This window comes from Hymenobacter sp. IS2118, from assembly GCF_000715495.1.
In the GTDB taxonomy this organism is placed as follows: Bacteria; Bacteroidota; Bacteroidia; order Cytophagales; family Hymenobacteraceae; genus Hymenobacter.
The window spans coordinates 36427-62248 of record NZ_JNLX01000145.1 but is presented as its reverse complement, the minus strand read 5'-3'; the positions used below and the strand labels follow the sequence as shown (position 1 = coordinate 62248).

At 60.5% G+C, this 25822-nt stretch carries 27 protein-coding genes; 15 read left to right on the top strand and 12 right to left on the bottom strand.

What is annotated here, in order from left to right; all coding sequences use genetic code 11:
• The first annotated feature begins 113 nt into the window (after nt 1–113).
• The 4 genes from GM79_RS13870 (at nt 114) to GM79_RS13855 (ending at nt 4124) form a co-directional block, all read left to right on the top strand.
• Nucleotides 114–1283: a BT_3928 family protein gene (locus GM79_RS13870; RefSeq protein WP_235184064.1), complete on the top strand. Its 1170-nt coding sequence runs from the start codon at nt 114–116 to the stop codon at nt 1281–1283.
• A 291-nt stretch (nt 1284–1574) separates the two neighbouring features.
• Complete coding sequence (locus tag GM79_RS13865) at nt 1575–2633, top strand: ABC transporter permease (RefSeq protein ID WP_035564836.1); 1059 nt, start codon at nt 1575–1577, stop codon at nt 2631–2633.
• A gap of 215 nt (nt 2634–2848) precedes the next feature.
• Nucleotides 2849–3370 (top strand): shikimate kinase, encoded by a 522-nt coding sequence (locus GM79_RS13860; protein WP_051718890.1) that lies wholly within the window; start codon nt 2849–2851, stop codon nt 3368–3370.
• Between the two features lie 64 nt (nt 3371–3434).
• Nucleotides 3435–4124, top strand: a complete 690-nt coding sequence (locus tag GM79_RS13855; RefSeq protein WP_081867763.1) for a sterol desaturase family protein — start codon at nt 3435–3437, stop codon at nt 4122–4124.
• Nucleotides 4125–4203: 79 nt separating this feature from the next.
• On the opposite strand, the gene GM79_RS25800 is transcribed toward GM79_RS13855, so the two are convergent.
• Complete coding sequence (locus GM79_RS25800) at nt 4204–4380, bottom strand: hypothetical protein (protein ID WP_200875610.1); 177 nt, start codon at nt 4378–4380, stop codon at nt 4204–4206.
• A gap of 151 nt (nt 4381–4531) precedes the next feature.
• Here GM79_RS25800 and GM79_RS13850 point away from each other — a divergent pair, with 151 nt between their 5' ends.
• Together GM79_RS13850 and GM79_RS13845 are read left to right on the top strand one after the other, a co-directional pair.
• Nucleotides 4532–5164, top strand: coding sequence for a DUF1684 domain-containing protein (locus GM79_RS13850; RefSeq protein WP_035564834.1), 633 nt, complete (start codon nt 4532–4534; stop codon nt 5162–5164).
• 452 nt (nt 5165–5616) lie between these two features.
• Nucleotides 5617–6036 carry a hypothetical protein gene (locus GM79_RS13845; RefSeq protein ID WP_035564832.1) on the top strand — a complete coding sequence of 140 codons (420 nt, stop codon included), beginning with the start codon at nt 5617–5619 and terminating at the stop codon, nt 6034–6036.
• 163 nt (nt 6037–6199) lie between these two features.
• On the opposite strand, the gene GM79_RS13840 is transcribed toward GM79_RS13845, so the two are convergent.
• From GM79_RS13840 to GM79_RS13830, 3 genes are all read right to left on the bottom strand, one after another.
• The gene (locus GM79_RS13840) at nt 6200–7060 is read right to left on the bottom strand and encodes a TPM domain-containing protein (RefSeq protein WP_316930116.1); all 861 of its coding nucleotides are present in this window, start codon (nt 7058–7060) and stop codon (nt 6200–6202) included.
• A gap of 8 nt (nt 7061–7068) precedes the next feature.
• Nucleotides 7069–7527, bottom strand: coding sequence for a TPM domain-containing protein (locus GM79_RS13835; protein WP_035564828.1), 459 nt, complete (start codon nt 7525–7527; stop codon nt 7069–7071).
• 89 nt (nt 7528–7616) lie between these two features.
• Entirely contained in the window at nt 7617–8195 is a 579-nt protein-coding gene (locus GM79_RS13830) for a LemA family protein (protein WP_035564826.1), read from the bottom strand.
• A 188-nt stretch (nt 8196–8383) separates the two neighbouring features.
• On the opposite strand from GM79_RS13830, the gene GM79_RS13825 reads away from it, so the two are divergent.
• The 4 genes from GM79_RS13825 to GM79_RS13810 all read left to right on the top strand — a co-directional run bounded on the left by GM79_RS13825 (nt 8384) and on the right by GM79_RS13810 (nt 14392).
• Nucleotides 8384–9385, top strand: a complete 1002-nt coding sequence (locus tag GM79_RS13825; RefSeq protein ID WP_035564824.1) for a sugar phosphate nucleotidyltransferase — start codon at nt 8384–8386, stop codon at nt 9383–9385.
• Nucleotides 9386–9649: 264 nt separating this feature from the next.
• Nucleotides 9650–10720, top strand: a complete 1071-nt coding sequence (locus tag GM79_RS13820; protein ID WP_035564822.1) for a hypothetical protein — start codon at nt 9650–9652, stop codon at nt 10718–10720.
• A gap of 327 nt (nt 10721–11047) precedes the next feature.
• Nucleotides 11048–13279 carry a prolyl oligopeptidase family serine peptidase gene (locus tag GM79_RS13815; RefSeq protein ID WP_035564820.1) on the top strand — a complete coding sequence of 744 codons (2232 nt, stop codon included), beginning with the start codon at nt 11048–11050 and terminating at the stop codon, nt 13277–13279.
• A 24-nt stretch (nt 13280–13303) separates the two neighbouring features.
• Complete coding sequence (locus GM79_RS13810; RefSeq protein WP_035564818.1) at nt 13304–14392, top strand: LLM class flavin-dependent oxidoreductase; 1089 nt, start codon at nt 13304–13306, stop codon at nt 14390–14392.
• Nucleotides 14393–14646: 254 nt separating this feature from the next.
• Here GM79_RS13810 and ahcY read toward each other — a convergent pair whose 3' ends face one another.
• Together ahcY and GM79_RS13800 are read right to left on the bottom strand one after the other, a co-directional pair.
• Nucleotides 14647–15963 carry an adenosylhomocysteinase gene (gene ahcY, locus GM79_RS13805; protein ID WP_035564816.1) on the bottom strand — a complete coding sequence of 439 codons (1317 nt, stop codon included), beginning with the start codon at nt 15961–15963 and terminating at the stop codon, nt 14647–14649.
• A gap of 136 nt (nt 15964–16099) precedes the next feature.
• Entirely contained in the window at nt 16100–16852 is a 753-nt protein-coding gene (locus tag GM79_RS13800) for a DUF4397 domain-containing protein (protein WP_081867762.1), read from the bottom strand.
• A 174-nt stretch (nt 16853–17026) separates the two neighbouring features.
• Between GM79_RS13800 and GM79_RS13795 the strand changes: the two genes are divergently transcribed.
• From GM79_RS13795 to metK, 4 genes are all read left to right on the top strand, one after another.
• Entirely contained in the window at nt 17027–17623 is a 597-nt protein-coding gene (locus GM79_RS13795; protein WP_035564813.1) for a hypothetical protein, read from the top strand.
• 29 nt (nt 17624–17652) lie between these two features.
• Nucleotides 17653–18864: a class I SAM-dependent methyltransferase gene (locus GM79_RS13790; RefSeq protein WP_035564812.1), complete on the top strand. Its 1212-nt coding sequence runs from the start codon at nt 17653–17655 to the stop codon at nt 18862–18864.
• A gap of 100 nt (nt 18865–18964) precedes the next feature.
• Entirely contained in the window at nt 18965–19699 is a 735-nt protein-coding gene (locus tag GM79_RS13785; RefSeq protein ID WP_035564810.1) for an SDR family NAD(P)-dependent oxidoreductase, read from the top strand.
• A gap of 191 nt (nt 19700–19890) precedes the next feature.
• The gene (gene metK / locus GM79_RS13780) at nt 19891–21156 is read left to right on the top strand and encodes a methionine adenosyltransferase (RefSeq protein ID WP_035564808.1); all 1266 of its coding nucleotides are present in this window, start codon (nt 19891–19893) and stop codon (nt 21154–21156) included.
• Between the two features lie 154 nt (nt 21157–21310).
• Here the strand turns inward: metK and hpf are convergent, their stop codons facing one another.
• Complete coding sequence (gene hpf / locus GM79_RS13775; protein ID WP_035564806.1) at nt 21311–21610, bottom strand: ribosome hibernation-promoting factor, HPF/YfiA family; 300 nt, start codon at nt 21608–21610, stop codon at nt 21311–21313.
• Nucleotides 21611–21647: 37 nt separating this feature from the next.
• Nucleotides 21648–22526, bottom strand: coding sequence for a tyrosine-type recombinase/integrase (locus GM79_RS13770; RefSeq protein WP_035564804.1), 879 nt, complete (start codon nt 22524–22526; stop codon nt 21648–21650).
• Between the two features lie 341 nt (nt 22527–22867).
• Here GM79_RS13770 and GM79_RS25510 point away from each other — a divergent pair, with 341 nt between their 5' ends.
• Entirely contained in the window at nt 22868–23032 is a 165-nt protein-coding gene (locus tag GM79_RS25510) for a hypothetical protein (RefSeq protein ID WP_161787179.1), read from the top strand.
• A 109-nt stretch (nt 23033–23141) separates the two neighbouring features.
• Here GM79_RS25510 and GM79_RS13765 read toward each other — a convergent pair whose 3' ends face one another.
• The 4 genes from GM79_RS13765 to rpsU form a co-directional block, all read right to left on the bottom strand.
• Nucleotides 23142–23744 (bottom strand): peroxiredoxin-like family protein, encoded by a 603-nt coding sequence (locus GM79_RS13765; protein ID WP_051718889.1) that lies wholly within the window; start codon nt 23742–23744, stop codon nt 23142–23144.
• Between the two features lie 75 nt (nt 23745–23819).
• Entirely contained in the window at nt 23820–24506 is a 687-nt protein-coding gene (locus GM79_RS13760) for a haloacid dehalogenase type II (protein ID WP_035564803.1), read from the bottom strand.
• Nucleotides 24507–24711: 205 nt separating this feature from the next.
• Nucleotides 24712–25308 carry a carboxymuconolactone decarboxylase family protein gene (locus tag GM79_RS13755; RefSeq protein ID WP_035564801.1) on the bottom strand — a complete coding sequence of 199 codons (597 nt, stop codon included), beginning with the start codon at nt 25306–25308 and terminating at the stop codon, nt 24712–24714.
• Nucleotides 25309–25504: 196 nt separating this feature from the next.
• The gene (rpsU, locus tag GM79_RS13750; RefSeq protein ID WP_035564799.1) at nt 25505–25699 is read right to left on the bottom strand and encodes a 30S ribosomal protein S21; all 195 of its coding nucleotides are present in this window, start codon (nt 25697–25699) and stop codon (nt 25505–25507) included.
• Nucleotides 25700–25822: the final 123 nt, after the last annotated feature.

Here is a 25822-nt window from a genome sequence, read left to right as displayed (position 1 = left end):
TTGCACGTCGGGCCTGCTACGACGTTGTTTTATCTAGTCCGTATCAGGGCACTTTGCGGTCAATCCAAACTTTGCGCGCGGCACCGCCGTTTGCCACGGACTTACTTTGTCTTATGCCAACTTCCAGTTTCAGTACCCAAACCGCTCCCGCGCCCCACCCCTTGCGCACGCTAACCCGCGTTGCGTGGCTGCTGCTGGGCGTGCTGTTCATCTTTTCGGGCCTCATCAAGCTCAACGACCCCGTGGGCACGGCTTATAAGCTGGAGGAATACTTTGATGTATTTGCAGTGTCCGTACCCGCGCTGGCGGGTTTTTTCCTGTGGTTCAAAGATTTGTCCCGCACGTTATCCATCGTCCTCAGCTCGCTGGAAGTTATTTTGGGGGTGGCGCTGCTGTTGCGCTGGTACCTGCGGGCCACCCTGTGGATACTGCTGGGCCTGCTGGTGTTTTTCACCTTCCTGACATTCTATTCGGCGGCGTTCAACAAGGTGACCGACTGCGGCTGCTTCGGCGATTTTATCAAGCTCACGCCCTGGACTTCGTTTGCCAAGGACGTGTTTTTGCTTGTGCTGTGGGCGATGGTATTCTTCAACCAGCGGTTTTTGCGCCATGCCTTCGTGCAGGGCACGCCGGGCATCATGACCATGACTTTTGTTTCGGCCATCGCCATTGGCATTGGCATGCGGGCGCTGGGACACCTGCCATATTTCGATTTCCTGCCCTACAAGGTAGGCAACGACATTGGCAAGCTGATGAAGCCCACCGAACCCGCCCGCTACACTTATACGATGACGCGCAACGGCGAAACCAAGGAATTTGACCAGTACCCCACCGACACCACCTGGAAATACCAGGCCATGAAGTCGCTGAATCCCATCACGTCGACTCCGGTCATCACCGATTTCGACGTTTCAGATGTCAACGGAGGTTCTTACACGCAGGAAGTGCTCACGGGCAACAAGCTCATCCTCATCGTGCAGAACACCAACAAGGCCGACCGCGACCGGTTCGGGGCCATCAACGCGCTGATGGAGGCCGCCACCAAGTCGCGGCGCGCCATCACGGCCCTCACCATCACCAGCACCAGCGCGGCCAAGTTCGATTCCTTCCGCCACGATGTGAACCTGCCCGGCTCCTACTACTTCGCCGATGCCACGGTGCTCAAATCCATCATCCGCTCCAACCCCGGCCTGCTGGTGCTGCGCAACGGCGTGGTAAAAGCCAAGTACCACTACCACGACATCCCCGAGCTTTGGGAAGTTGAAAAAGTCCTCAAAGAATAGTTTTTTTTTGGCGGGGAGTGGTCAAGCATTATCGCAGAAGTAAGCTTGTCTTCTTCGGTAGAGATGCTTCGACAAGCGGACGCCGGATGAGCATGAAAGTTTTTTTTGCTAGGGCTACTTTTGCGCGAGTGCTTGGAATATTTCAACTAGGACTTACGCACTCCGGTGCTGGCGCGCGGTGCAAACGGCGGCGCTTGGAAGCACCAGGCCAGGAAGTCATGCGTCGGAGACGCGCGCCAGCAGCTGACTGCGCAAGTCCTGAGAACCGCTCACCATTAACCGTTAAGCCCTTTGCTCGCATTTATTCTCCGTCGTCTGGCTCAGGGCCTGCTGGTTTTGGTGGGCGTGGCGTGCACGGTGTTCCTGCTGTTTAATGTGCTGCCCGGCGACCCGGCCGCCCTGCTGGCCGGCCAGCGCTCCGACGTAGCCACCAAAGCCGCCATCACCGCCGATTTGGGGCTCGACAAGCCCTTGCCGGCGCGGTTAGCCGGTTACCTCAACGACATTTCGCCCCTGGGCCTGCACCCGCGCGACTCGGCCGGCCGGGCCCGCTACGGCGGCGTGGCCCTGCTGCCGCTGGGCGGTCAGGCCCTGGTGCTCAAAACGCCCTACCTGCGCCGCTCCTTTCAGAGCAATAAAGACGTGCTGCGCATTCTGCTCGATTATTTTCCGGGCACCATGTGGCTGGCCCTGGCCGCCATGCTCATTGCCAGCCTGGGTGGCGTGGCCTTTGGCGTGGCGGCGGCGCTCCGGCCCCAATCGGTGCTGGACCGCACACTGGTCACCACGTCGGTGTTTGGCATTTCGGTGCCCTCGTTCGTGGCGGCCATCGTCATTGCCGTTACGTTTGGCTTTTATTGGAGCCATTGGACGGGCCTGAGCCTGACCGGGCAGCTCTACGAAACCGACCCCTTCACGGGCCAGCGCCAGCTGGTGCTGCGCAACCTGCTGCTGCCGGCCGTGGCGCTGGGCATCCGGCCGCTGGCCATCATCACCCAGCTCACGCGTTCCAGCATGCTCGACGTACTGGGCCAGGACTACATCCGCACGGCGCGGGCCAAGGGGCTGAGCCAAACCGCCACGGTGCTGCACCACGCCCTGCGCAACGCCCTGAACCCGGTGGTAACGGCCGTATCGAGCTGGCTGGCTTCGCTCATGGCCGGCGCCTTTTTCATCGAGTACATCTTCAATTGGAAAGGCCTGGGCACGGTGACGCTGCGGGCCGTCGAAAACCTGGATTTTCCGGTGGTGATGGGGGCCACGCTATTTGTGGCCGCGCTTTTTGTACTGATAAATATTGCGGTCGATGTGCTGTATGCTCTGCTCGACCCCCGCGTAAAACTTAGCTGAATTGTTAGTTGTCGGTTGTTGGTTGCTGGTTGTTAGGCGACATATTGGCCAAAAACTGATAATTAATAACTGATGTTACGCAGTGGATTGGCTGGTTGCCTGGAAACAGTCTTTGCTGAAGCAGCAAAAGGGCCTTTCCGAAACGTAGAAGTAGTTGCCGCGTAACATCAGTTAATAACTGACAACCGACAACTAACCCCCTAGCTAACTCTCTCGTGAAACTCTTCCTCATCGGCATGCCGGGCTCGGGCAAAACTACCTTGGGCCACGCCCTGGCCGCTCGTTTCAACCTGCCCTTCCTGGACCTTGATGCCGAAATTGTGGCCCGGGCCAGCCAGGTTATTTCGGCTATCTTCCTGGAGCACGGCGAAGCCCATTTCCGGCAGCTGGAAGCGGATACGCTGCGGGAAATAGTGGCCCGGCCGGGGCCTTTGGTGCTGGCCACGGGCGGCGGCACACCCTGTTTCCACCACAACCTGACGGTACTGAATGACAACGGCATAACCCTGTGGCTCGACGTGCCGGTGTCTCTGCTCACGGCCCGGCTGGCTACGGCGGCCGAAACGAAAAGCCGCCCCCTGCTGGCCACCAGTGGCCCCACCGAAAAATGGCTGCACGAAACCCTAAGCACACGCAAACAGTTTTACGAGCAAGCCCGGCTGCGTTGCGCGGCCGACGACTGCACTACCGACGCGGTAACCGCGCAGCTGGCCGCCATCGGCCTGGTTCCGGGCTAAGACGGTGAACTACCGCTTGGTGCGTAATTTTGCCAATTCCTATCGTACAACGTCCGTTACCTCTATGCAAGCAATATCCCCTAAGGAACCCCAGGCTAGCCCTACGCCTACCGTTACCGCGCCTCCCGTTCGGCCCAAGCACAAGGGCTCGGCGCAGCTGTTCCAAAACCCTCTGCTGGAGCGTTTGTCGCACACGCACATTGCCCTGCCAGTGGGAATTTTTGCGGTTACGGCCGTGCTCAGCCTGTATTACGGCCTCACGCGCGGCTTCATGTCGGGCATTTCGGCGCTGGGACTTTTTCTGGTGGGCCTGCTGGCTTTCACGTTTGCCGAGTACGCGGTGCACCGGTATTTGTACCACCTTCCGGCTACTTCGCCAGGCCGCGTGAAGTTTCAGTACACCATGCACGGTGTGCACCACGAGTACCCCAAGGATAAGACGCGGCTGGCCATGCCGCCCATTGTGACGGTTTTTGTGGCGTCGCTGCTGTTTTTCATCTTCCGCTTCAGCTTTGGCTCCTATGCTTTCGGCCTGCTGTCGGGCTTCACGTTCGGGTACGCCATGTACCTGTTTGTGCACTATGCCATTCATGCCTACGCGCCCCCCAAGAACTTTTTGAAAGTATGGTGGACGCACCACAGCCAGCACCACTACCGGCAGGATGAAGTAGCCTTTGGCGTGTCCAGTACCTTGTGGGACCACGTTATCGGCACCATGCCCGGTAAGATTTCCGAAGAGAAAGAGGCCGCCTAAGGCCGCACACAGTGCATAAAAAAGCGCGGCCCCATTCCGGGGCCGCGCTTTTTTATGCAGTGGTTAACGAAAGGCTACGTTAGGTGCGGCTGCGCATTTTGTTCACCAGCCATAATACGATTAGTACCACGACCACCACGGCGATGATGCCGCCATAAAAACCGGTTTTGAAAATGGTGCCAATGGCATCGCAACCCGTGAGGGCCGTAGCCAATACGCCGAGAAAGAGAAAGAGAGTAAGCCGGGAAGTGTTCATGGAGTTGAAGCGAAGGGTGAAAGAAGCAGCCGGCAATATTGGCACGGCCGGATGCCTGCTGATACTGAGGCCACGCCCAAAAGGTTGAGCCGGGGCTCCCGCGCCGGACTTCGTTCCGGGACTAAGCCGTTGGCGCGTGTAATTTTGAAGCATGAAAACCGCGCTTCTTTTTGCTCTGCTTTTGGTTTTATCAGGCCGCGCTGGCCAGGCGCAGGGGTTGGCCGGCCACCTCGATAGCCTGGCCCATCAGCAAACGGTACTTGCGTTTCAACAGACGCTGAACAAGGAGTTCAGCAACCCCGAAGAATCGCCGCTGACGGCGGCAGAGCGGCGGAAGTTTACGTCGTTGCCCTACTACCCCAGTCGCTACGGCTACTACGTGGCGGCGCAGCTCGTGCGGGATTCCACCTCGCAGCCCTTTGCCATGGAAACCAGCACCGACCGCCGGCCCCTGTACCGCAAATACGGCGAGCTGCGCTTCGTGCTCCAGGGCCAGCCCATGCGCCTGAGCGTATACCAAAGCGCCGATTTGCTCAAGCGTCCCGGCCTCGAAGACTACCTATTCGTGCCCTTCACCGACCACACCAACGGCCACGGCAGCTACGGCGGCGGGCGCTACCTGGACCTGCGCATTCCGCCCAAAGGCACCACCGTCATGCAGCTGGATTTCAACCGCGCCTACAACCCGTCCTGCGCTTACAATCACGGGTATTCGTGCCCGGTTCCGCCCGCCGAAAACCGGCTTTCAGTGGCCATTCCGGCTGGGGTTCGTAGCGACCATTGAGGACAAAGCCGAAACGAACAAGACTTACGCACCCAGTAGCTGGCGTGCGTCTCCGACGCGTTGCCCCCTGGTTTCGCGTCTCCGATGCGCGGGGCCAATGAGACCAGACGGAGGCGAACGGCAGCGGTTGGAATCGCCAAGCCAGCAAGCCACGCGTCAGAGACGCGCGCCAGCGGCTGAGGGCGTAAGTCCTGACAAAATAGCCCGCCGTACTGCGCACCCTTGTTCTTACCCAAAGCTGGAACACGCGCCGAAGCCAGTTAATGAACCGGAGCAGTGTATGTTTGGGAGTGCCCCGCCCTTGGCCGGAGAGCCTATAAAAACCTGAATAATTAGCCACAATGGTGAAACGCAGCTTATTAACTCTTTTCTGTTTGGCGGCCCTGCCATCATGGGGGCAGGAAGCGCTTCCCCTTGCGGCCTACCCGGTACGTCGGTTTTCTGTTGGGGTATTGGGCACTTACAATGGCGTGGGCATTCAGTCGGACTACCGCTTTGCCCGGCGCTGGGGCGTGAAGCTGGCCGGGGTTCAGCAGTTTGGCTACGAACGGGCCGCCGAGTACGGCCGGGCCGGCATCGGGCTCCTGACCTATTCCCTGCCCACCAACTTTAAACTGGTAGAACCGGTAGTGGGCGTTGGGGCCGTGTACTCACTTTACCACTGGGCGCTTGCCGGGGACAGCGGCAACGTAACCGACCTGAACTTCGGGGCAGGCTTTGGCACCAACCTACGGTTCAACGACCGTTTTCGGACCGGGCTCAACATTTTTGCAGTCAACGGTTTTCGGGCCGAATACCAGGCGGGCGACATGGTGGTAACCGGCCGCCGGGTGGTAGTTTTCCCAACCCTCACGCTGGACTTCTTCCTCTAGCCGGCTCGCCAAATAACTACGGCACCGCCCATTTAACGCACAAAAAAAGGTCCCTGCTGAAACCTGGCCCTTCCCCAAAACTCAAATAGCCCTTCCAGCCATGTGGCCGGAAGGGCTATTTGAGTCTCTCTATTTAAACACCTGGCGAATATCCGGTTTGCAGCTACCAGCTGCCGCTAGCGCCACCGCCGCCGCTGCTGCCGCCGCCGAAGCCACCGAAACCGCCCCCGCCGCCGCCACCAAAGCCACCACCGCCGAAGCCGCCACCGCCGCCACCAAAGCCGCCGCCGAAGAGGATGGGCGGGATAAAGCCGCCGCCAATGCCGCGGTTGCCGCGCCCGCCACCCCCTCCGCCGCGCTTGCGCAGGAAGAAGAAAACGAGCACCAAAACGCCGATAATAACCCAGAAGGGCGGACCCGAACCAGACGTATCGCGCCGGCCCCGGCGTTGGGCATCGGCCGGGTCGGCCTTGTACTCGCCTTTAGCGAGGGCAATGAGCTGGTCGGTGGCCCGGTCGAGGCCGGCGTAGTACTGGTTTTGGCGGAAGGCCGGCACCAGCGTGTTGCTGATGATGCGCTTGGCGATGGCGTCGGGCACGGCGCCTTCCAGGCCGTAGCCGGTTTGGATGCGCGCCACCCGTTCCTGCTGCGCCACTAGCACCAGAATACCGTTGTTGCTGCCTTTGCGGCCAATGCCCCAGCTTTCGTACAGCTTCTGAGCGTAATCAGCTATTTCCTCGCCCCCGAGGCTGGGCACGATGACCACCGCAATCTGCGACGAGGTGCTGTCATTATACGCCACCAGCTTGCGCTCCAGGGCATCGGTTTCGCCGGGCTGCATCAGGTTGGCCAGGTCGTTGACGAGACGCGGCGGATTAGGACGCGGCGGCAGGCCCTGGGCCGCCACCAACCCTCCCGGCAGCAGCCAGAGCAGCGCCAGCAGCAGCGGCCACCAGCGCATGGCTGCCCCAAACCAGGCGCGAGCTACCGGGCGAAGTAGCGTGGACGGCTGGGCGTTAGCCACAAAATTTCTCATTTGTCGGATGACGGCTTGGGGCCGCCGAAAGAAATGGCATCGTCCAGCTCGTTCTCGTCGGTCTGGGCGTTGTAGGGGAAGTAGCTTCTGAGCTGTTCGCCCACCCTATTAATGCCGTGCTCCAGGCCCAGCACGTACTTGCCGTGCCGAAACTGGTCTAGCACCGCTTCTTTGGTGGTTTCCCAAAAATCATCGGACACGGCCGCGTTGATGGCTGCATCGCCAATCACGGCAAACTGCCGGCTCTCCCAGGCCAGGTAAAACAGCACGCCGTTGCGGGCAGCCGTTTTGTGCATGTTGAGCTCGGCAAAAACCTGCGCCGCGCGGTCCAGGGGCTCGGGCGTGGGACAGACGTCCTCCAAGTGCACCCGAATTTCGCCCGAAGTCCGCACTTCAGCCCGGCGAATGGCTGCCACCAGCGCCGCGTCCTGCTCAGGGGTGAGAAAGCTTTTCATTCGCTGCTATTGAATATCACAAATCGATTGAACGTCATGCTTCGACAAGCTCGGCACAACAGACGACTATCGGTGTTGCATCTCTCCCTTTAAAACTGAACCGTGGGCGCCTTGCTGGCGGCGGCGTCAGCCTCAAAATAAGGCTTCTCGGCAAAGCCGTACATTTTGGCAAACAGGTTGTTGGGGAACGACTTCACGGTGCCGTTGTAGTCGTTGGTGACGGTGTTGAACTTGTTGCGCTCCACGTTGATGCGGTTTTCGGTACCTTCAATCTGAGCCTGCAGCTCCTGGAAGTTGGCGTTGGTTTTCAGCTCCGGGTAGTTCTCCGACACGGCCAGCAGCCGGCCCAGGCCGGAGGAGAGCTGGCTTTGCGCGGCCTGGAATTTCTGGATATTTTCGGGCGTGAGCTGGTCGGCCGAAATCTGCACGCTGGTGGCTTTAGCACGGGCCTCCATCACGCTGGTGAGGGTGGCCTGCTCCTGCTTGGCGGCGCCCTTCACGGTATTCACCAGGTTGGGAATCAGGTCGGCCCGGCGCTGGTAAGAACTTTGCACGTTGGCCCACTGGCCTTTCACGGCCTGCTCTTTCTCGGTCATGGCGTTGAAGCCGCAGGAGGACTGGGTGAGCAAAAGGGCCAGGCCCACGAAGTAAAGAAGGAAGCGTTTCATGATGAGGTGAGGGAATGAAAGGGTAAGAAGTTGAGAAGGGGTGATTTTCAGGCCGACCCAAACCTTGACGCGGCGGGGCCGGTTTAGGTCGGGTTTGGCGCAAAGTACGCAGCTTGGCCCCAGTGGTTGTAGCTTGCTCCCTAGCTGGGCCCGTTTTCGCACCCACTCACCTGCTTCCAACCACCCCCATGAAAGCTGTTATTCCCGTTGCCGGCATTGGTTCGCGCCTGCGCCCCCACACCCACACCCAGCCCAAAACTCTGGTTCCGGTGGCCGGAAACACCATTCTGGGCCACATCATCGACCGGCTGCGCAACGCTGGCATCACCGAGTTTGTGTTCATCGTGGGCTATCTGGGCGATAAAATCGTGCGCTACGTGCGCCGCCACTACCCGGCCCTCAACGCCACCTTCGTGGTGCAGGAACCCCGCGAAGGCATTGGCCACGCCCTATGGCTGGCCCGCGAAAACTTCCGCCACGACACCGACGGCGTGCTCATCCTGCTCGGCGACACCATTGTGGACGTGGACCTGCCCGCCCTGCTGGCCACGCCCGGCTCGGTGCTGGCCGTGAAGGAGGTGAAAACGCCCAGCCTGTTCGGGCTGGTAGAAACCGGGGCCGGCGGCCGGGTGAGCAAGGTGGTGGAGAAGCCTAAAATCCCAAAATCGAACTTCGCCATGGTGGGCCTCTACAAGCTGGCCTACCCCGAAAAGCTGGCCCAGGCCCTGGAATGGCTGCACGACACCGACGTGCGCACCCACGGCGAGCTGCAGCTCACCGACGCCCTCATGCACCTCATTGAGGAAGGCGAGGTGATGACCACGGCCTCGGTGGACAACTGGTTTGATTGCGGCCGCAAGGAAACGCTGCTCGAAGCCAACGCCCGACTGCTCAACACGGCCGAGTTTCTGGAGCCGCGCGACTACTCCGAGTTTCCCGACGCCGTGATTATTCCGCCGGTGAGCATTGGGCGCGGCTGCCAGATTTCGCACTCCATCATCGGCCCCAACGTGGCCATCGGCGACAAAACCATCATCAAAAACTGCATTCTGAGCGACTCCATCATCGGCACCTACTCCGAGCTGCGCTCGGCCGTGATGCACGACTGCATCGTGGGTTCCGACGCCTCGTTTCGGGGCATGAACCACTCGCTCAACATCGGGGACAACACGGAGATTGATTACAGCTGATTTTGGCAGAAAGCAGTGGCAAGCCCCCATTGAGGTGAGTCATTAAACCCCAGCATCCAAATCAATTGCCTCTGTCAATAAAGTAGCGTTTCTTTACAAAGGTCGGCTTGTACCCGCCTGCGCGCTCAGGCACTCGTGCTCCAGTCACTTCCCTGGGCCGCTGGCCTAGCCGTCGCGCCGACTCCACAAAGCGGCGCGCGCCCGTAGCACCCCACCCATAAATAGCGCCCCAGCCCGTACTTTTCCGGTAAAATCGCGCTGCTTATGATTCTCCGTTTCTTTCTGGCGGCCGTGCTGCTGGGCCTCGCCAGCTCCGCCCGCGCCCAGACGCCCCTCGGCCAGCCTTCCCTTGATGAGTCCAAGGTGCAAATCTGGTGCGCCACGGCCCGGTTCGTGTACGACGACGCCGGCCGGCCCAACCTCAAAAGCACCGTGCGCTGCGAAGGCGCCAACCTTGCCGCGCTGGCCGCCAGCATCCGGCCCGACAGCCTGCGGGTGTACAGCGTGCTCTACCAGCCCATTGAGGGCCGGGGCAGCATTTACGCGGGCAAAAAAGATACCCCGGCGCGCCTCATGGCCCTCACCAGGGCCATTATCAGCAAGCTGAAAAGCTCGCCGGCCCGCCGTCGCGACCCCGACCGCATGGCCCGCGTGGCTGCCCTCGAAATGGCCCTGACCAATTACGTGGTGTCGGGCACCCCGCCCGGCGACGTGCCCAGCGCCATGACGCCCGAAACGGCCGATACCACGGCCACCGCCAGCACCGTACTAGGCCCCGCCGAAGCAGCCGAAGCCCAAGCCGCCGCCGAAGGGCTCACCGATGAAACCAGCGCAGCGGCCCGACCCGCCACAGGCACTGGCAGCCTGCTGGACCAGTTTGCCGCGCCGCTGGCCCTGATTCTGGGCATCCTGAGCCTGGTGCTTTATATTATGCTGCGCGTGACGCTGGGCCACTGGCGCCGCCAGCAGCGCCGCGAAACCCTCACTGCCAAACAGGCTGCCACGGCCGCCCAGGCCGCCGCCGCCGAGACCAGCGCCGCCGTGGCCGACTCCGTGGCCCGCATCAAACGGGCCGAAGCCCTGGTGCTGGCCGCCACGCCCGACCCCACCACCCCGCCCGCAACGCCCGCACCGGATAAGCTCAGCCCTGCCCAACGCCTCGAGGTGGAGCGCCTGGTGAGCCAGCGCGTGGACGAGGAGCTGCGGTGGCTGCGGGCCAACTTGCCCGAGCTGATTGCCGCGGCCATCGCGCAACCCATCGCGACGGCACCCGTTGACGAACCGGCCCCGCCCAGTGCGGATAATGCGGTAGCCGACGATGTTCAGCTGGATTAAGAACTAGTGTCAGGAGGTGCTCGCTGGCGCTTAGCGCCTATCCAAATGGCCCGGCATGACAGTTCCTTTTTTTACCTTTTTCGGATAGGCACTTACTACTTGTTACTGATGTCTTACTATCTGACCTTACGCAGTGCACCCGCAAACCTCACCCCCTAACCCCCGGTTCGCTTTATGCGCGAAGCCCAGGAGAGGGGAACCATTTTTTAGCCTTAGCTACTAGAAACTAGGTTCTTAGAACTAAAGCTAGTCCCCCTCTCTTTTGGAGAGGGGGTTAGAGGGTGAGGCTAGCGTTTGGTCTGCGTAACAGCATTTACTACTCATCCTATGAAAGCTGCCATTCCTTTGCTGGCCGTAGTGGCCGCCCTGGCAGCCTGCCGGGCCACCACGAAACCCGAGCGCAACACGCTCCCCAGCAACCAGCCCCTCACCGAAATGACGAGTCCCGAACGCGGCGAGCCCAGCCGCCGGACCGGGCTTGCCGTCCTTGTTCCTGCCCCTGTGAAATACCCCACCGCCCGCCGCGCCCCCGTTACCGACAACTACTTCGGCACCACCATTCCCGACCCCTACCGCTGGCTTGAGGCCCTCGATACGCCCGAAACCAAGGCCTGGGTCACGGCCCAGAACGAAGTCACGTTTGGCTACCTGAGCCAGATTCCGTTTCGGGATAAAATCCGGGCGCGTCTCACCGAGATGTGGAACTACGAGCGCTACGGCGTGCCCGAGCAGGTAGGCGAGGACTTGGTATTCAGCAAGAACGACGGCCTGCAAAACCAGGCCGTGCTCTACCGGCAGCGTGGCGCCGAGGAGCCGCAGGTGTTGCTCGACCCCAACAAATTCTCGAAAGACGGCACCACGGCGCTGGCTGGCATGGAGTTCAGCAACGACCACCGCTACCTGGCCTACGCCACCAGCGGCGGCGGCTCCGACTGGCACAACGTGCGGATTCTGGACCTGAAAACCAACCAATTGCTGCCCGAAACCTTGAATTGGGTGAAAGTATCGGGGACGTCGTGGGCCAAAAACGGCTTCTATTACAGCCGCTACGATGCGCCCAAAACCGGCGAAAACAACCTGGCCGGCAAAAACGAGTTTCATCAGGTGTACTTCCACCAATTAAACACGCCGCAGCGTGCCGACCGGCTGGTGTACGAAAACCCTAAAATGGCCCTCGGCTTCCGTATTGCCGGCGCCACCGAAGACGAGCGGTTTCTCACGCTCTACCTCACCGATGGCAGGTCGGATGGCAACCGCCTGCAGGTGCGCGACCTCACCGACCCGAAGCAGGCGACGACCTGGACCACGCTGGTGGCCGCCTACGAATTCAACAATACCGTCGTCGGCAACGTGGGCGGCGAGGTATTGGTACTCACTAACTACAAGGCGCCCAACTACCGCGTGGTGCGCATCGACCCCAAAAAGCCGCAGGAAGCCAACTGGCACGACGTGCTGCCCGAAAGCAAAAACAAGCTGGAGGGCGTGAGCCACGTGGGCAGCCGTCTCGTGGCCGATTACCTGCACGATGCCAGCTCCCAGGTACGGGTGTATTCCGAGCGGGGCGAATTTCAGCACGAGCTGAAATTACCGGCCATTGGCACGGCCAGCGGCTTCGGCGGCCGGCGCGATGCCAAATCGGTGTACTACGCCTTCACCTCGTTCACCTACCCCACTACGATTTATAAGTACGACCTGGCTAGCAATACCAGCACCGTGTTCTGGGTCCCCAAAGTGGACGTAAACCCGCAGGATTACGTGACCACGCAGGTTTTTTACCCCAGCAAGGACGGCACGAAGATTCCCATGTTCATCGTGCACAAAAAAGGGCTGGTGCTCGATGGCAAAAACCCTACTTACCTCTACGCCTACGGCGGGTTCAACGTCTCGCTCACGCCGGGATTCTCGGTGGCGCGCATGCTCTGGCTCGAAAACGGCGGTATTCTAGCCATCCCCAACCTGCGCGGTGGCGGCGAATACGGCGAAGCCTGGCACCAGGCAGGCATGACGCCCAACAAGCAAAACGTGTTCGACGACTTCATCGCCGCTGCCGAGTACCTCAAGGCCAACAAGTACACCGATTACGACCACCTCGCCATTGCGGGCGGCTCGAACGGCGGCCTGCTGGTGGGCACTACCATGAACCAGCGGCCCAACCTGGCCAAAGTAGCCCTGCCCGCCGTGGGCGTCATGGACATGCTGCGCTACCAGAAGTTCACCATCGGCTGGAACTGGGCGCCCGAGTACGGCACTTCCGACAACGAAGCGCAGTTCCGCAACCTGCTGAAATTCTCGCCCCTGCACAACCTGCGGCCCGATACCAGCTACCCCGCCACGCTCATTACCACCGCCGACCACGACGACCGGGTGGTGCCAGCCCACTCCTTCAAGTTTGCCGCCACCCTGCAAGCCCTCAACGACGGCCCCAACCCCACCCTCATCCGCATCGACGTGAATGCGGGCCACGGCGCCGGCAAAAGCACCCAGCTGCAAATCGCCGAATGGGCCGACGTCTGGAGCTTCTGCTACGCCAACATGGGCGTGACGCCGGCGATAAAATAATTGCCTTCCGCCAACCACTTCCTTATGCAACTCGGCATCAGCTCCTTTGGTGAAATAGACCCCGCGCACGTATCGGGCCACGACACCCGCGCTGCTCAACGCATGCAAGAGCTGCTGGCCCTGGCCCGACGGGCCGATGAAGTCGGTCTCGACGTGCTGGCCCTGGGCGAGCACCACCGCGCCGATTTCATCATTTCGGCACCTGAAGTCATTCTGGCGGCCGTGGCGGCGGTCACGCAGCGCATCCGCCTGTCCAGTGCCGTCACGGTGCTGAGCTCGGCCGACCCGGTGCGCGTGTTCCAGAACTTCGCGACTGTGGACCTGATTTCCGGCGGGCGGGCCGAGATTCTGGCCGGGCGCGGTTCGTTCATCGAATCGTACCCGCTGTTTGGCTACGACCTCAATGATTACGACGAGCTATTTATCGAAAAGCTGACGCTGCTGCTCAAAATCAACGAAAGCGAAGTGGTTTCGTGGCAGGGCAAGCACCGCGCCGCCCTGGCCGGCCAGGGCGTGTACCCGCGCCCGGTGCAGTCCAAAATCCCCGTTTGGATTGGCATTGGGGGCACACCCGCATCGGCCGTGCGGGCGGGCAAGCTGGGGCTGCCGCTCACCATTGCCGTGCTGGGCGGGGCGCCCGCCCGGTACGTCCCGTTTGCCGAGCTGTACCGCGAATCGGCGCAGCAGGCCGGTCACGATGCCGCCCAACTGCCGCTGTGCCTCAACTGCCACTTTCACGTAGCCGAGACCTCACAGCAAGCTGCCGATGCGTTTTTCCCGCCCTACGCGCAGCTCATGAACCGTATTGGCCGCGAGCGCGGCTGGTCACCGATGGACCGCCGCCATTTCGATTTCCTACGCGGTCCGGAGGGTCCGCTGTTCGTAGGCACGCCCGCCGAAATCACCGAAAAGCTGCTGAACCTGCACAGCCTCTTTCAAAACACGCGCTTCCTGGGCCAGCTGGTCCTGGAGGGCATTTCGCACCAAAGCGTGCTGCAGTCCGTCGAGCTGTTCGGAACAGAAGTAGCACCAGCTGTACGAGCAGCGTTGGGAATTGCCCAAGAGGCCGTTGCTGCTGTTTCGCATCAAGCAGCCGCGCCTCAGCAACCTTAGTTTTCCAGCCTGTCATGCCTAGCGCAGCCGAGGCATCTCGCTCGCCTCGTCGAACGGTGCGGACGAAGCGAGCGAGATACCTCGGCTGCGCTCGGCATGACCAAATTCAATACTGTTCCTTTTGCTCAACTGCTTACCTCCCGCAAACGCAAAAAAGAAGGCCACTCCTGGGAGTGGCCTTCTTTATTTTACGCAGTAATCAGCAGGGAACTGCGCCGTTCACGAAACCCGTGAAATTCGCGCCAATCCGTGGTCTAGTAGCGGTATAGGTCCGACTTGAACGGACCGTCTACCGTTACCTTGATGTAGTCGGCCTGGTGCGTGGTCAGTTCGTCCAGCTCCACGCCAATTTTGGCGAGGTGCAGGCGGGCTACTTTCTCGTCCAGATGCTTGGGCAGAGTGTACACCTGGTTTTCGTACTGGTCGTTGCGCTCCCACAGCTCCAGCTGCGCCAGTACTTGGTTGGTGAACGAGGCCGACATCACGAACGATGGGTGGCCGGTGGCGCAGCCCAGGTTCACCAGACGGCCTTCGGCCAGAATGATTACCTCTTTGCCCTCAATGGTATAGATGTCAACCTGAGGCTTCACCGTGTCTTTGGTGTGGCCGTAGTTGCCGTTCAGCCACGCCATGTCAATCTCATCGTCAAAGTGACCGATGTTGCAAACAATAGCTTTGTCCTTCAGGCTGCGGAAGTGCGTCTCGGTGAGGATATCGCAGTTACCGGTAGCCGTCACCACGATGTCGGCTTCCTTCACGGCGTTGGCCAGCTTCTTCACAGCAAAGCCATCCATAGCCGCCTGTAGGGCGCAGATGGGGTCAATTTCGGTCACGATAACGCGGGCACCGGCACCAGCCAACGAGGCGGCCGTGCCTTTTCCTACGTCGCCGTAGCCGGCCACTACGGCCACTTTGCCAGCCATCATCACGTCGGTAGCCCGGCGGATAGCGTCCACGGCCGACTCTTTGCAGCCGTATTTGTTGTCAAACTTCGACTTCGTTACCGAGTCGTTCACGTTGATGGCGGGGAAGGCCAGTGTGCCATTCTTCACCCGCTCGTACAGGCGCAGCACGCCGGTCGTGGTTTCTTCCGAAACGCCTTTGATGCCAGCAGCCAGCTCGGGGAACTGGTTCAGCACCATATTGGTAAGGTCGCCACCATCGTCCAGAATCATGTTCAGCGGCTGCCGGTCTTCACCGAAAAACAGCGTCTGCTCGATGCACCAGTTGAATTCCTCCTCGTTCATGCCTTTCCAGGCGTATACCGGAATGCCAGCGGCAGCAATGGCCGCAGCGGCGTGGTCCTGAGTCGAGAAGATATTGCACGACGACCACGTTACCTCGGCACCCAGCGCCTTGAGGGTTTCGATGAGCACCGCCGTTTGGATGGTCATGTGCAGGCAGCCGGCAATGCGGGCGCCTTTGAAAGGCTGGGCCGCGCCAAACTCCTCGCGCAGACTCATCAAGCCGGGCATTTCGGCTTCAGCCAGGCGGATTTCCTTGCGGCCCCACTCGGCCAGGCTCATGTCCTTTACTTTGTACGGAACGTACGTCTTCGTCGTGGTTTCCACCGTGATGCAGTTTAGTTGAAGTATTCAGGATTCAACTGCAAAGGTACGGCCTTTGTTCAAAAGCCTGAAATGAAAAAACCCGCGTCGGTGAACGCGGGTTTTCTGCAGAAGGTCACAATGTGGCTATGACGCCAATTTAATTGTGCTGGATAATGATAGCCTGCGGCTGCTGCGCCGCGGGCACAGCGCCCCCGGAAATGCCGCGCACCACCACGGTGTAAATTTTTCCGGCTTCAAATGTTTTTGTGCCCGTGCCGGCTCCGGTACCGTCGCCCACGGCCAGCAACTCCGCGCGGGGCGTTGTGTTGACGGTAGTGACGCTCAGGTTGAAAGCACCGGCATTGAGGTTAGTAAAGGCCGAAGCTTTCGTAAATTCTACGTCCGTAGTGATGTCGGGGCCCAGGCTGCCGGGAATGGGTGAGGGCACGGAGAGACGCAACGGACTGGGGGCGCCCACGGCCAGATGCACCAGCCGCACTTTTACCTGGCCAGCGGGCGGGGCAGTCAGGTCATCGGGTACCTGGAGCAGGGCTATGCTGCCGATGGTAGCAGCAGGAGAATAGGCAAATACCGTGTAGTTCTGGTCTTTGGCAATGGTGAGCACCTGCGTGGCCACAGACTGCGTGCCGCTGTTGATGCGCAAGGCCTGGGTGCCCGCATTCGTGCTGAGGTAAGCGGTGCTTTGCCCGAAATTAAGCTGGCCCACTTGCTGGTCGTTGATGAACGCAGTTACCGGGGTGTTGGCGGCGGCGGCGGCGTGCGAAAGCAGCACCTTGCCTTTATCGGGCGCGGGGTCGGCGGGCTTGTCGTCTTTGCCGCAGGCGGTCAATAGTAGGGTTGCCGGCAGCAGAACTTGCAAAGTGCGGCGAAAAAGGGAGGATGTGCTCATAACAAATAGGCGTTTAGTAAATGAAACCTGCCAGCCCGAATACGCCAAGCCGGCCCGGCCTGAACGTGCAAAGCAGTGGGTTTGTTGAGTCGGGGCCCGGAATTATTTTATTATTCCCACTGAGTCGGCCTGGCAATCCGCCATACCTTTGTTAGCATGCACCTTACTCCTCGTATGCGTTTCTTAACCTGGCAGATACGCTTTGCTGCTGTTGTAGCCCTGTCCGGTGGCATTTTCTTGCCGACGCTGGCTCAGGATGTAAACACCATCCGGCTGAGCCCCGAGGATGCCACGCGCGGTTTCAACGGGGCCCAGCACAATTTCGACTTCCTGGCGCCTGGCGCGGAGGGCAATAAGTACCAGACCGCCGGCTTCTTCGGCCAGCGGCTGCGGCCTTACCTAGCTGGCAACCCCCAAGCCCTGGCCAACCTGGACCGCTACCGCCGCCAAAAAACCCTTTTTCTAATTGACCGGCTGGTGGCGGTGGGCTCGTTTGGGGTGTACGGCCAGCAGATTTTTGCCCACGGGGACCCTCAGTATTTCAACAACAACCAGAAAATGGCGCTGGGGGTATTCGCGAGCAGCGTGCTGGCCACGGTGTTCATCAATCGCAACACCAACAGCTACCTGCAGCGCGCCGTGAAAATGTACAACGAGTCGCCCAACGGTGCTGGCGGGGCATTTTGGCAGCGACTGCAACCTGCTTCTATTGGCCTTGGCGCAGCGCCCACGGGCCAGCCGCTGCTGGCTTTGCGCTGGACGGTGCGCTAATTTCTCCGTTTTCCCGTATTGGTTTATTGATGGAATACCCCTTGCCCGAAGCGGCCAGGCGCTATGTGGCCGCGCACTTGCACGACGACCCCGCGCATCTGGCCCTCCAAGCCCGCCGCCACCCCGGTTTGCCCGTACCCGAGCTGGTGCGCCAGATTCAGGCCCGCCAGAAGGCCCGCACCAAGCTGCCCGAATGGGCCGATAACCCGGATTTGATTTTTCCGCCCACGCTGTCGGTCGAGCAGGCCTCGTCGGCTCGCACGGCGGCCTTCAAAGCCAGCCTGGTGGAAGGCCAGCGCCTGGCCGACCTCACCGGTGGCTTCGGGGCCGACACGGCGCATTTTGCGGCCCGCGTAGCGCACGTCGATTATGTGGAGCGCGACCCCCGGCTGGCAGCAATCGTGAGCTACAATCTGACCCAGTTGGGCGTGACCAATGTGGCCGTGCACGCCGAAGACGCGCTGGCCTTCCTCAAAAGCACCCCCCACCACTACGACTGGCTGTACCTCGACCCAGCCCGGCGCGACACCGCGGCCCGCAAGATTTTTCTGCTGCGCGACTGCGAGCCCGACGTGGTGAAGCTGCTGCCGCTGCTGCTGCACAAGGCCGACAAGGTGCTGCTCAAAACCTCGCCCATGCTCGACATCGAGCACGCCGTGCAGGGCCTGGGGCACGTGCGCCGGCTGTGGGTGCTGGCCGTGGACAACGAGGTGAAGGAAGTACTCTACGAGTTGGGCCAGGAACCCGCCGTGGACCCCGAACGCTACGCCCTGAACCTGCGCCGCGATGGCAGTCAGCAGGAATTTCGCCTCAACCGCGCCCGCGAAGCCCGCGCCACGCCTCGTTACGCCGAAGCCCAGCAGTATTTGTACGAGCCCAATGCGGCGGTGCTCAAGGCCGGGGCCTTCCGCAGCATCGGCACGGCATTCGAGCTGCTCAAGCTGCATCAGCACAGCCATCTCTACACGTCGGAAGTGCTGCGGACTGACTTTCCGGGACGCATTTTTCGGGTAAAAGCCGTGGAAAAAGCCGACGGGGCCGCGCTAAAGGCGCACTTGGGACCCGAGGCCAGGGCGCACGTCACGACCCGCAACTTCCCGGAATCGGTGGCCGACTTCCGGCGCCATACCGGCATTCGGGAGGGCGGCGAGGTGTACCTTTTTGCCACTACGGACCTGCGCGGCCGACCGGTGGTGCTGGTTTGCGAGAAAATGCAGGCCCCGGTGGTGGGCTTGATTTAAACATCGCCCCGACTTCTTTAGTTGGCAGTTGCTGGTTGTCAGTTGTTAGAATGCATAATAAATTGACAACTGCCAACTAGTACCTCCTTTTGAATTAATAATGCGATTTACAGATAAAGTGTGCCTGGTAACGGGCGGAACGTCGGGCATTGGCCGCGCCACCTGCGTGCGGCTGGGCGCCGAAGGCGCTACCGTGGTAGTGCTGGGCCGCGACGCCGTGGACGGCGCCCTGACCGTAGCCACCATTACCGAAGCCGGGGGCACAGCCATTTTCCTGGCCTGTGACCTGGCCGAGCCCAAGGCAATTGCCGCCACGGTAAAGAAGGTAGTGACGAAATACCACCGCGTGGACGTACTGATATGCAACGCGGCCATGATGACTTTCGAGTCCCTCGTGGACCTGCCCCTGGGCGAATGGGACCTGCTCATGCAGGTGAACCTGCGCTCCCTGGCGCAGCTTACGCAGCTTTGCCTGCCGCACATGCCCAAGGGCAGCGCCATTGTGGCCATCAGCTCGGTGCACGCGCACCAGACCACGGCCAGCGTGGTGCCCTACGCCACCAGCAAAGGCGCGATGGAAGCCTTCGTACGCGGCATGAGCCGGGAGCTTGATTACCGGCAAATTCGCATCAACGCCGTGGCTCCCGGCGCCGTGGACACCCCCATGCTCTGGACCAACCCGAATGTGGAGAACGGCGTCGAAGTCATTGACAAAGCTACCGTAGGCCGGCCCGAAGAGTTGGCCGCTGCCATTGCTTTCATGGCCTCGCACGAAGCCAGCTTCATCCACGGCACCACTCTTGCCGTGGACGGCGGCCGCCTGGCGCAGCTGTAAGGAGCTGAGATAACCAGGAAAGCGGGCGTGCTGTGTAGTTATTGGGTTGAAATTCTGAGTGCTCGCGGCTGGGCCTGTACCGGCGGCCGTTCCCAATAGCCCGGATTTCCGTAGTTTTGCCCTGCGCCCGCCTGTTGTTCGCAGCCTGGGGGGAACCCTTGTCTTTTCTTTTTGCTCTTTTCGCGCTATCAATGCCCTATCTGTTCACTTCCGAATCGGTTTCGGAAGGTCATCCTGATAAAGTCGCTGACCAGATTTCCGATGCCATCCTCGACGAGTACCTCCGCCAGGACCCGACCGCCAAAGTTGCTTGCGAAACCCTCGTAACCACTGACTTTGCGCTGGTGGCTGGCGAAATCAAGTCCACGGCCCACGTCGATGCCGAGCCCATTATCCGCGAAACCATTCGCCGCATCGGCTACGACAAGCCCGAATACCTGTTCAACGCCGACACCTGCGAGGTAATGAACCGCCTGCACGAGCAGTCGCCCGACATCAACCAGGGCGTGGAGCGCGCCAAGGACGAAGACCAGGGCGCCGGCGACCAAGGCATGATGTTCGGCTACGCCAGCCACGAAACGGCCAATTACATGCCGCTGGCCCTTGATTTGTCGCACCGCTTGCTGCAGGAACTGGCCGCCATCCGCCGCGAAGGTCGCGAAATGACTTACCTGCGCCCCGACGCCAAGAGCCAGGTCACGATTCGCTACTCCGACGACCACCTGCCCGAAGCCATCGACACCATTGTCATCAGCACGCAGCACGACGAGTTCGACCCTTCTGAAACCGTGATGCTGGACCGCATCAAGGCCGATGTGCTCGCCATCCTCATCCCGCGCGTGAAAGCCGGCCTGAGCGCCGAAGCCCAGGCCCTGTTCACCGACCAGATTATCTACCACATCAACCCCACCGGCAAGTTCGTTATCGGCGGGCCCCACGGCGATTCCGGCCTCACGGGCCGTAAAATCATCGTGGACACCTACGGCGGCAAGGGCGCTCACGGCGGCGGTGCATTTTCCGGTAAAGACTCGTCTAAAGTAGACCGCTCGGCGGCCTACGCGGCCCGGCACATTGCCAAAAACCTGGTAGCGGCCGGCGTGGCCGACCAGGTACTCGTGCAGGTAGCCTACGCCATTGGCGTGGCCCAGCCCGTGGGCGTGTTCGTAACTACCTACGGCACCACCAAGGTCCAGGGCAGCCGTGGCACCACGCTCACCGACGGGGAAATCGCAGACAAAGTGAATAAGCTATTCGACCTGCGGCCTTATGCCATTGTGCAGCGCTTTGGCCTACAAAACCCCATTTTTGCCCAAACGGCGGCCTACGGCCACATGGGCCGGCAGCCCGGCACCGTGCAAGCCACCATGAAAGACGGCAGCGTGAAAACCTTCGAAACCTTCACTTGGGAAAAGCTCGACTACGTGCCCCAGATTAAGGCTGAGTTCGGACTTAATTAGCCATCTGTATCATAAGCTTCAGCTTGTGCCCGTCTGAGCGTTTTTCCGGCGCAAAATCCAGCAAAAAGCCCCGCTTGATTGTATCAAGCGGGGCTTTTTCTTTTAAAATATCTGAGGAGCTAACGGCTAAAAGCTGTCAGCTAACAGCTAATTATTAATGGGCGGTGGATTTCTCCTTGTATTTGGTGATTTGGCGGCGCAGGCTATCGGCGGCGGCATCGGCGGCGGCTTCGAAGGACGCGGCGTCTTCCTGGCTGAAAAGCGTAGTGCCGGGCACCAGCAGCTTTATTTCGACGGTCTTATTTTCTATTCCGTCTTTGTTGTTGAGGCGCATAATAACTTCGCCACCGGTTACTTTGTCGTAAAAAGTCTCAAGCTTATTGAGGCGTTGCTGCACGAAATCAAGCAGTTTTTGGTCGGCGTCGAAGTGCACCGAATGCATCTGTACTTTCATAAAGCAGTTGGTTAAGAGGTAAAAGGGTAAAAGAAACTCAAGCCCGTGGATGGGCTTGTTCAAATACGGATTTCAGCCTATCAACGGATAGGTGTGTATAGACTTGGGTGGCTGCCAGGCTGGCGTGCCCCAGCAATTCTTTGATGGAATTGAGGTCGGCGCCCTTGCCCAGCAAGTGCGTGGCAAAGGCATGGCGCAGCGCGTGCGGGTGCTGCTGCGCGCTCGACGTCGTAATCTGGCTGAGGTAGCGCTTCACGGTACGGTACACGAACTTCTCGTACATGGGCTCGCCTTTGTCGGTGAGCAGCAGCGGCCCTGCGGCCGGGCCAAACTCCCGCGCCCGGCGGGCCTGGTAGTGTTCAATCACCAGCTTCAATGATGGGTTTAGGGGCACGAGGCGCTGCTTATTGCCCTTGCCGGTGACGCGCACGGTGCTGGCGCCCAGGCTCACGTCGTCGGCGTGGATGCCGATGAGCTCCGACAAACGAATGCCCGTGCCGTAGAGCATCTCCAGCACGAGCTGGTCGCGGTGTCCGGCAAAGTCATCGCCAAATTCAAACGAGTTCAGCAGCCCGTTGAGCGCGTCCTCGGGCACGAATTCGGGCAGCTTCTTGGCCATTTTCGGGGCTTTGATACGCAGCATCGGGTTGGCTTCGATGCGGCCGTTACGCAGCAAAAACTTGTAGTACGAGCGCAGGCAGGCCACCTTGCGGTTCACGGTGCGCGGGTCCAGGTTCTGCTCCATCAGCTCCACCACCCAGCCCCGGATGAGCGGGTGCGTGGCCTGCGCCGGGTCGGGCAATTCGTAGGCCGATTTCAGATAGGCCGCGAACTGCCCCAGGTCGGTTTGGTACGAAGTGACCGTGTGGGGGCTGTAACGCCGCTCAAAGCGCAAAAAATCGAGAAAAGCATCCATACCAACACCAAAAATGCCCGGTGGGTGGGCCGGGCATCCAATGTACTGGTTTTTTATTATCCGCCAAACTCAGTGCCGGCTTGCTGCTTGAAGCGGAACGTATGCTTTACCGTTCTGCCCTTCTAAAAGCGTTTGGTGAACAAGCTGACAGTCCCCAATTTCAGCCGATACAAATGCCACCCGGCAAAGAAACAATAACCCTTGTTGCGGCGCACCAAGCCAGCGCGCCGGTTCGGCCGGGCTGGGGGCCTGAGCTTGTTCATGGCCCGCAGCAAGCTGCGCTTGCTGCTCATCAACCGCACAGCCGAGGACGTGGGCGGCGACTGCCCAGCCACGGCTGCGTGCCCAGCAAGTCCCTGATTCATGCGGCGCGGCAGATGCACAAAGCCCGGCAGGCCACGCAGTTTGGCTTGCCGATGAGCGGCGCGGCCGACATAGGCAAGGTACTGTACGTGCAGGGCCGGCGGGCCACCGGCTCGCGGCCGGAGCGGCTAGATGTCCACTAAACCCGGTGGCGGCCCGCATCAACCCAAAGCTGGTTATGGACCACCAGGACGTGTCGTCGCTGCTGCAATCGGCCCTCGATGTGGAATTTAAGCTGTAGCAGGCCCGGCCCTACAGCGCGGCCGCTATGCGGCGCACCGATACGCGCTGCTTGTAGTCGGGATTGAAGTAGGTGAACTTGATGCGGCCGTCGCGGCCGATGACGTAGGTGGCCGGCACGGGCAGCACGTCGTCGGAGGCGGCGTTGGCTTTCTGCAAATCAACCCCGAAACCCTTGTATTTGAGGGCAGTGGCGGGGTCGACGGTGAAGGCCGTGTTGTAGGCTTTCATGATGACGAAGCCCTGGTCCTGCACGATAGGGAAAGCCGCTTTGGTCTTCTCCACAGTTTTGCTGATGTTCTCCTGAGTTTCGGGCGTCACGACTACTATCTGAGCGCCCTTGGCCGTGAGCAGCTGCAGCGAGTCCTGGAGCTGGCTGAGCTGCTTGTTGCAGTAGGGGCACCACTGGCCACGGTAGAAGTAGAGCACCACCGGGCCCTTCTTCAGCAGCTGCTTCAGCTCGATGGGCTTTCCGGTGGCGTCCTTGCCTTTGAAGGCCGGGGCCACGGTGCCCACGGCCAGCGGCGCAGCGGTGCGGGCGGGCACAGTTTGGGCACGGCCGGCCAGCGGTAGCGCTAAAAGGAGCATCGAAACGGGCAGCCGGTAGTTCATCATGACCGAAAGGTAGTGGCTACTCCCTGGTTTCAGTTGAAAAGCCACCGGCCACCCGGCCACTTTAGCAGTAGCCGCCTAGCCGATGAGCTGCCGGGCAATGTCGGGCAGAGTGGGACCGGTGAGGGTGGGCGCGGGGGCTAATGGGTATACCTGCTGCCCCGGCCGGGAGATGAACGCGGCCTGCAGCCCCGCCAACTGCGCGCCGGCCGTATCCCAGCCGTGGGCAGCTACCAGCATGGCTTGGGCGGGCGCTACTTTCAGCTGCTTACAGGTGCTGTAGTAGGTTTCGGGGTGGGGCTTGTAGCGCTTGAGCGCGTCGATGCTGAGCAGCTGCTCGAAGAAGCTGGTGAGGCCGGCGTAGGCCATCTGCTTTTGCACCGTGGCATCGGGCGAGTTGGTGAGCGTGACCATGCGGAAGCCCGCCTTTTGCAGGGCCGTGAGGCCGGGAATGATGTCGGGGTGCGGGGGCAGCTCGGTAATGAGGATGAGGATTTCCTTTTTGCGGGCTGCAGGCCGGGCTGGCTGGCCCATCGCCTGCGCCAACATATCAAGGGCCGCGTCGCCAATCTGCCCGAAATTGTGGTAGTTGCCCGTCACGGTATCAACCAGCGAATACTGGAGCAGCAGCGCAAACCACTGCTTGAAGGCTGTTGCCGACCTAAACTCCTGATTGACGGCCTGCTGCAGCTTGCTTAGGTCGAGCAGGGTTTCGTTGACGTCGAAAATCAGCAGCTTGGGGTGGGAAAAGGCGACACTACTCATGGCGGATAAGGAAAAAGGCCCGGCTATAGCGGCGGCAAAGGCAAAGGACTACAAGACAGCGCGACGGGAAATCATGCGCCTGCTTACGCATCCCCGCCGCGTCGGGCTGCTCCAGACCACAGTTTTCTGGAAACGCCAGGTCCGGAAGAGCCACGCGTCAGCGGCTGGCTGCGCAAGTCCTGTAGTCATTTGCAACAGCACCGCCTTATGCGTGCTTGCCCGACGACCAGCCCTGGCCGGCGAGGTGCTGCTGGCCGGCGGCTACAGCACCGGACTCCAGGGTAGTACCCATCGAGTCGTTCCAGCGGTTGAGGTAGCCGAAAAGGCTCACAACACCTAGTATTTCCACGATTTCGCCTTCGTTCCAGTGGGCCCGCAGTGTGTCGCTGATAGGCTCATTCACAGCATTGGGCACGGCCGACGCGGCCACGGCAAAAGCCAGCGCCGCCCGCTCGGCCGCACTAAAGGCCGGATGCGTGGCAAACTCCCAGATGTGGTCGAGTTGCTCCTGAGCGGCGCCGTAGCGCTCAGCGGCCAGGATGGTGTGGGCCTGACAGTACTGGCAGCCCGCCGCGTGGCTGCTCAGGTAACCAATAAGCCGCTTCAGGGCACTAGTGACGCGGCCGTGGTTAGCCATTACGGCCTTATTCAATTCAATGAAAGCCGTGGCGATGGCCGGCCGGTGCTGCATGGTGAGCACGCTATTGGGGCAAAATCCCAGGGTTTCGTTGAAGAAGGTGGCCAGTTGAGCCACTTCGGAGTTGGCATCGGCCCGCAGGGGCGCAACGAGGGGAACGGACATGGGTGGGTGGGAAAGTGAAGTGGCAGGGTTGAAGAGCGCAGGCGGATGTTCTGCTAGCCGCGGCAGTGAGAACACGCAAATAGGGAATCATCTGCCAGCTAATCCATTACGGTACGGACGCGAAAAAACCGGCCGGCTTGCCTTCGAAGACAAACCTGCCGGTTCTAGCAATGCTAACGGTTCCCGAAATTTCGGGCTATTCGTTCGGCTGGCCGTAGGTGGCGAGCTTGTAAACAGCCTTTTGCTTCATCTTACGCTCGGTGATGCTGGGCTTCTGGAAAAACGTGCGACGACGCAACTCTTTCAGAACGCCGGTGCGCTCAAACTTCTTTTTGAAGCGCTTCAGCGCGCGGTCAACCGATTCGTTGTCTTTGATTTGAATGATAATCATATCAGGGAATGAGGGAGATTTTCAGGAGGGGAGCCGAGTAAATCGGGCCGCAAAGATAATCAAGGATTTATCGAATTAAAAACGAATTGGTCGGATTTTGTAGTCGATTTGTATTCAGCCTCA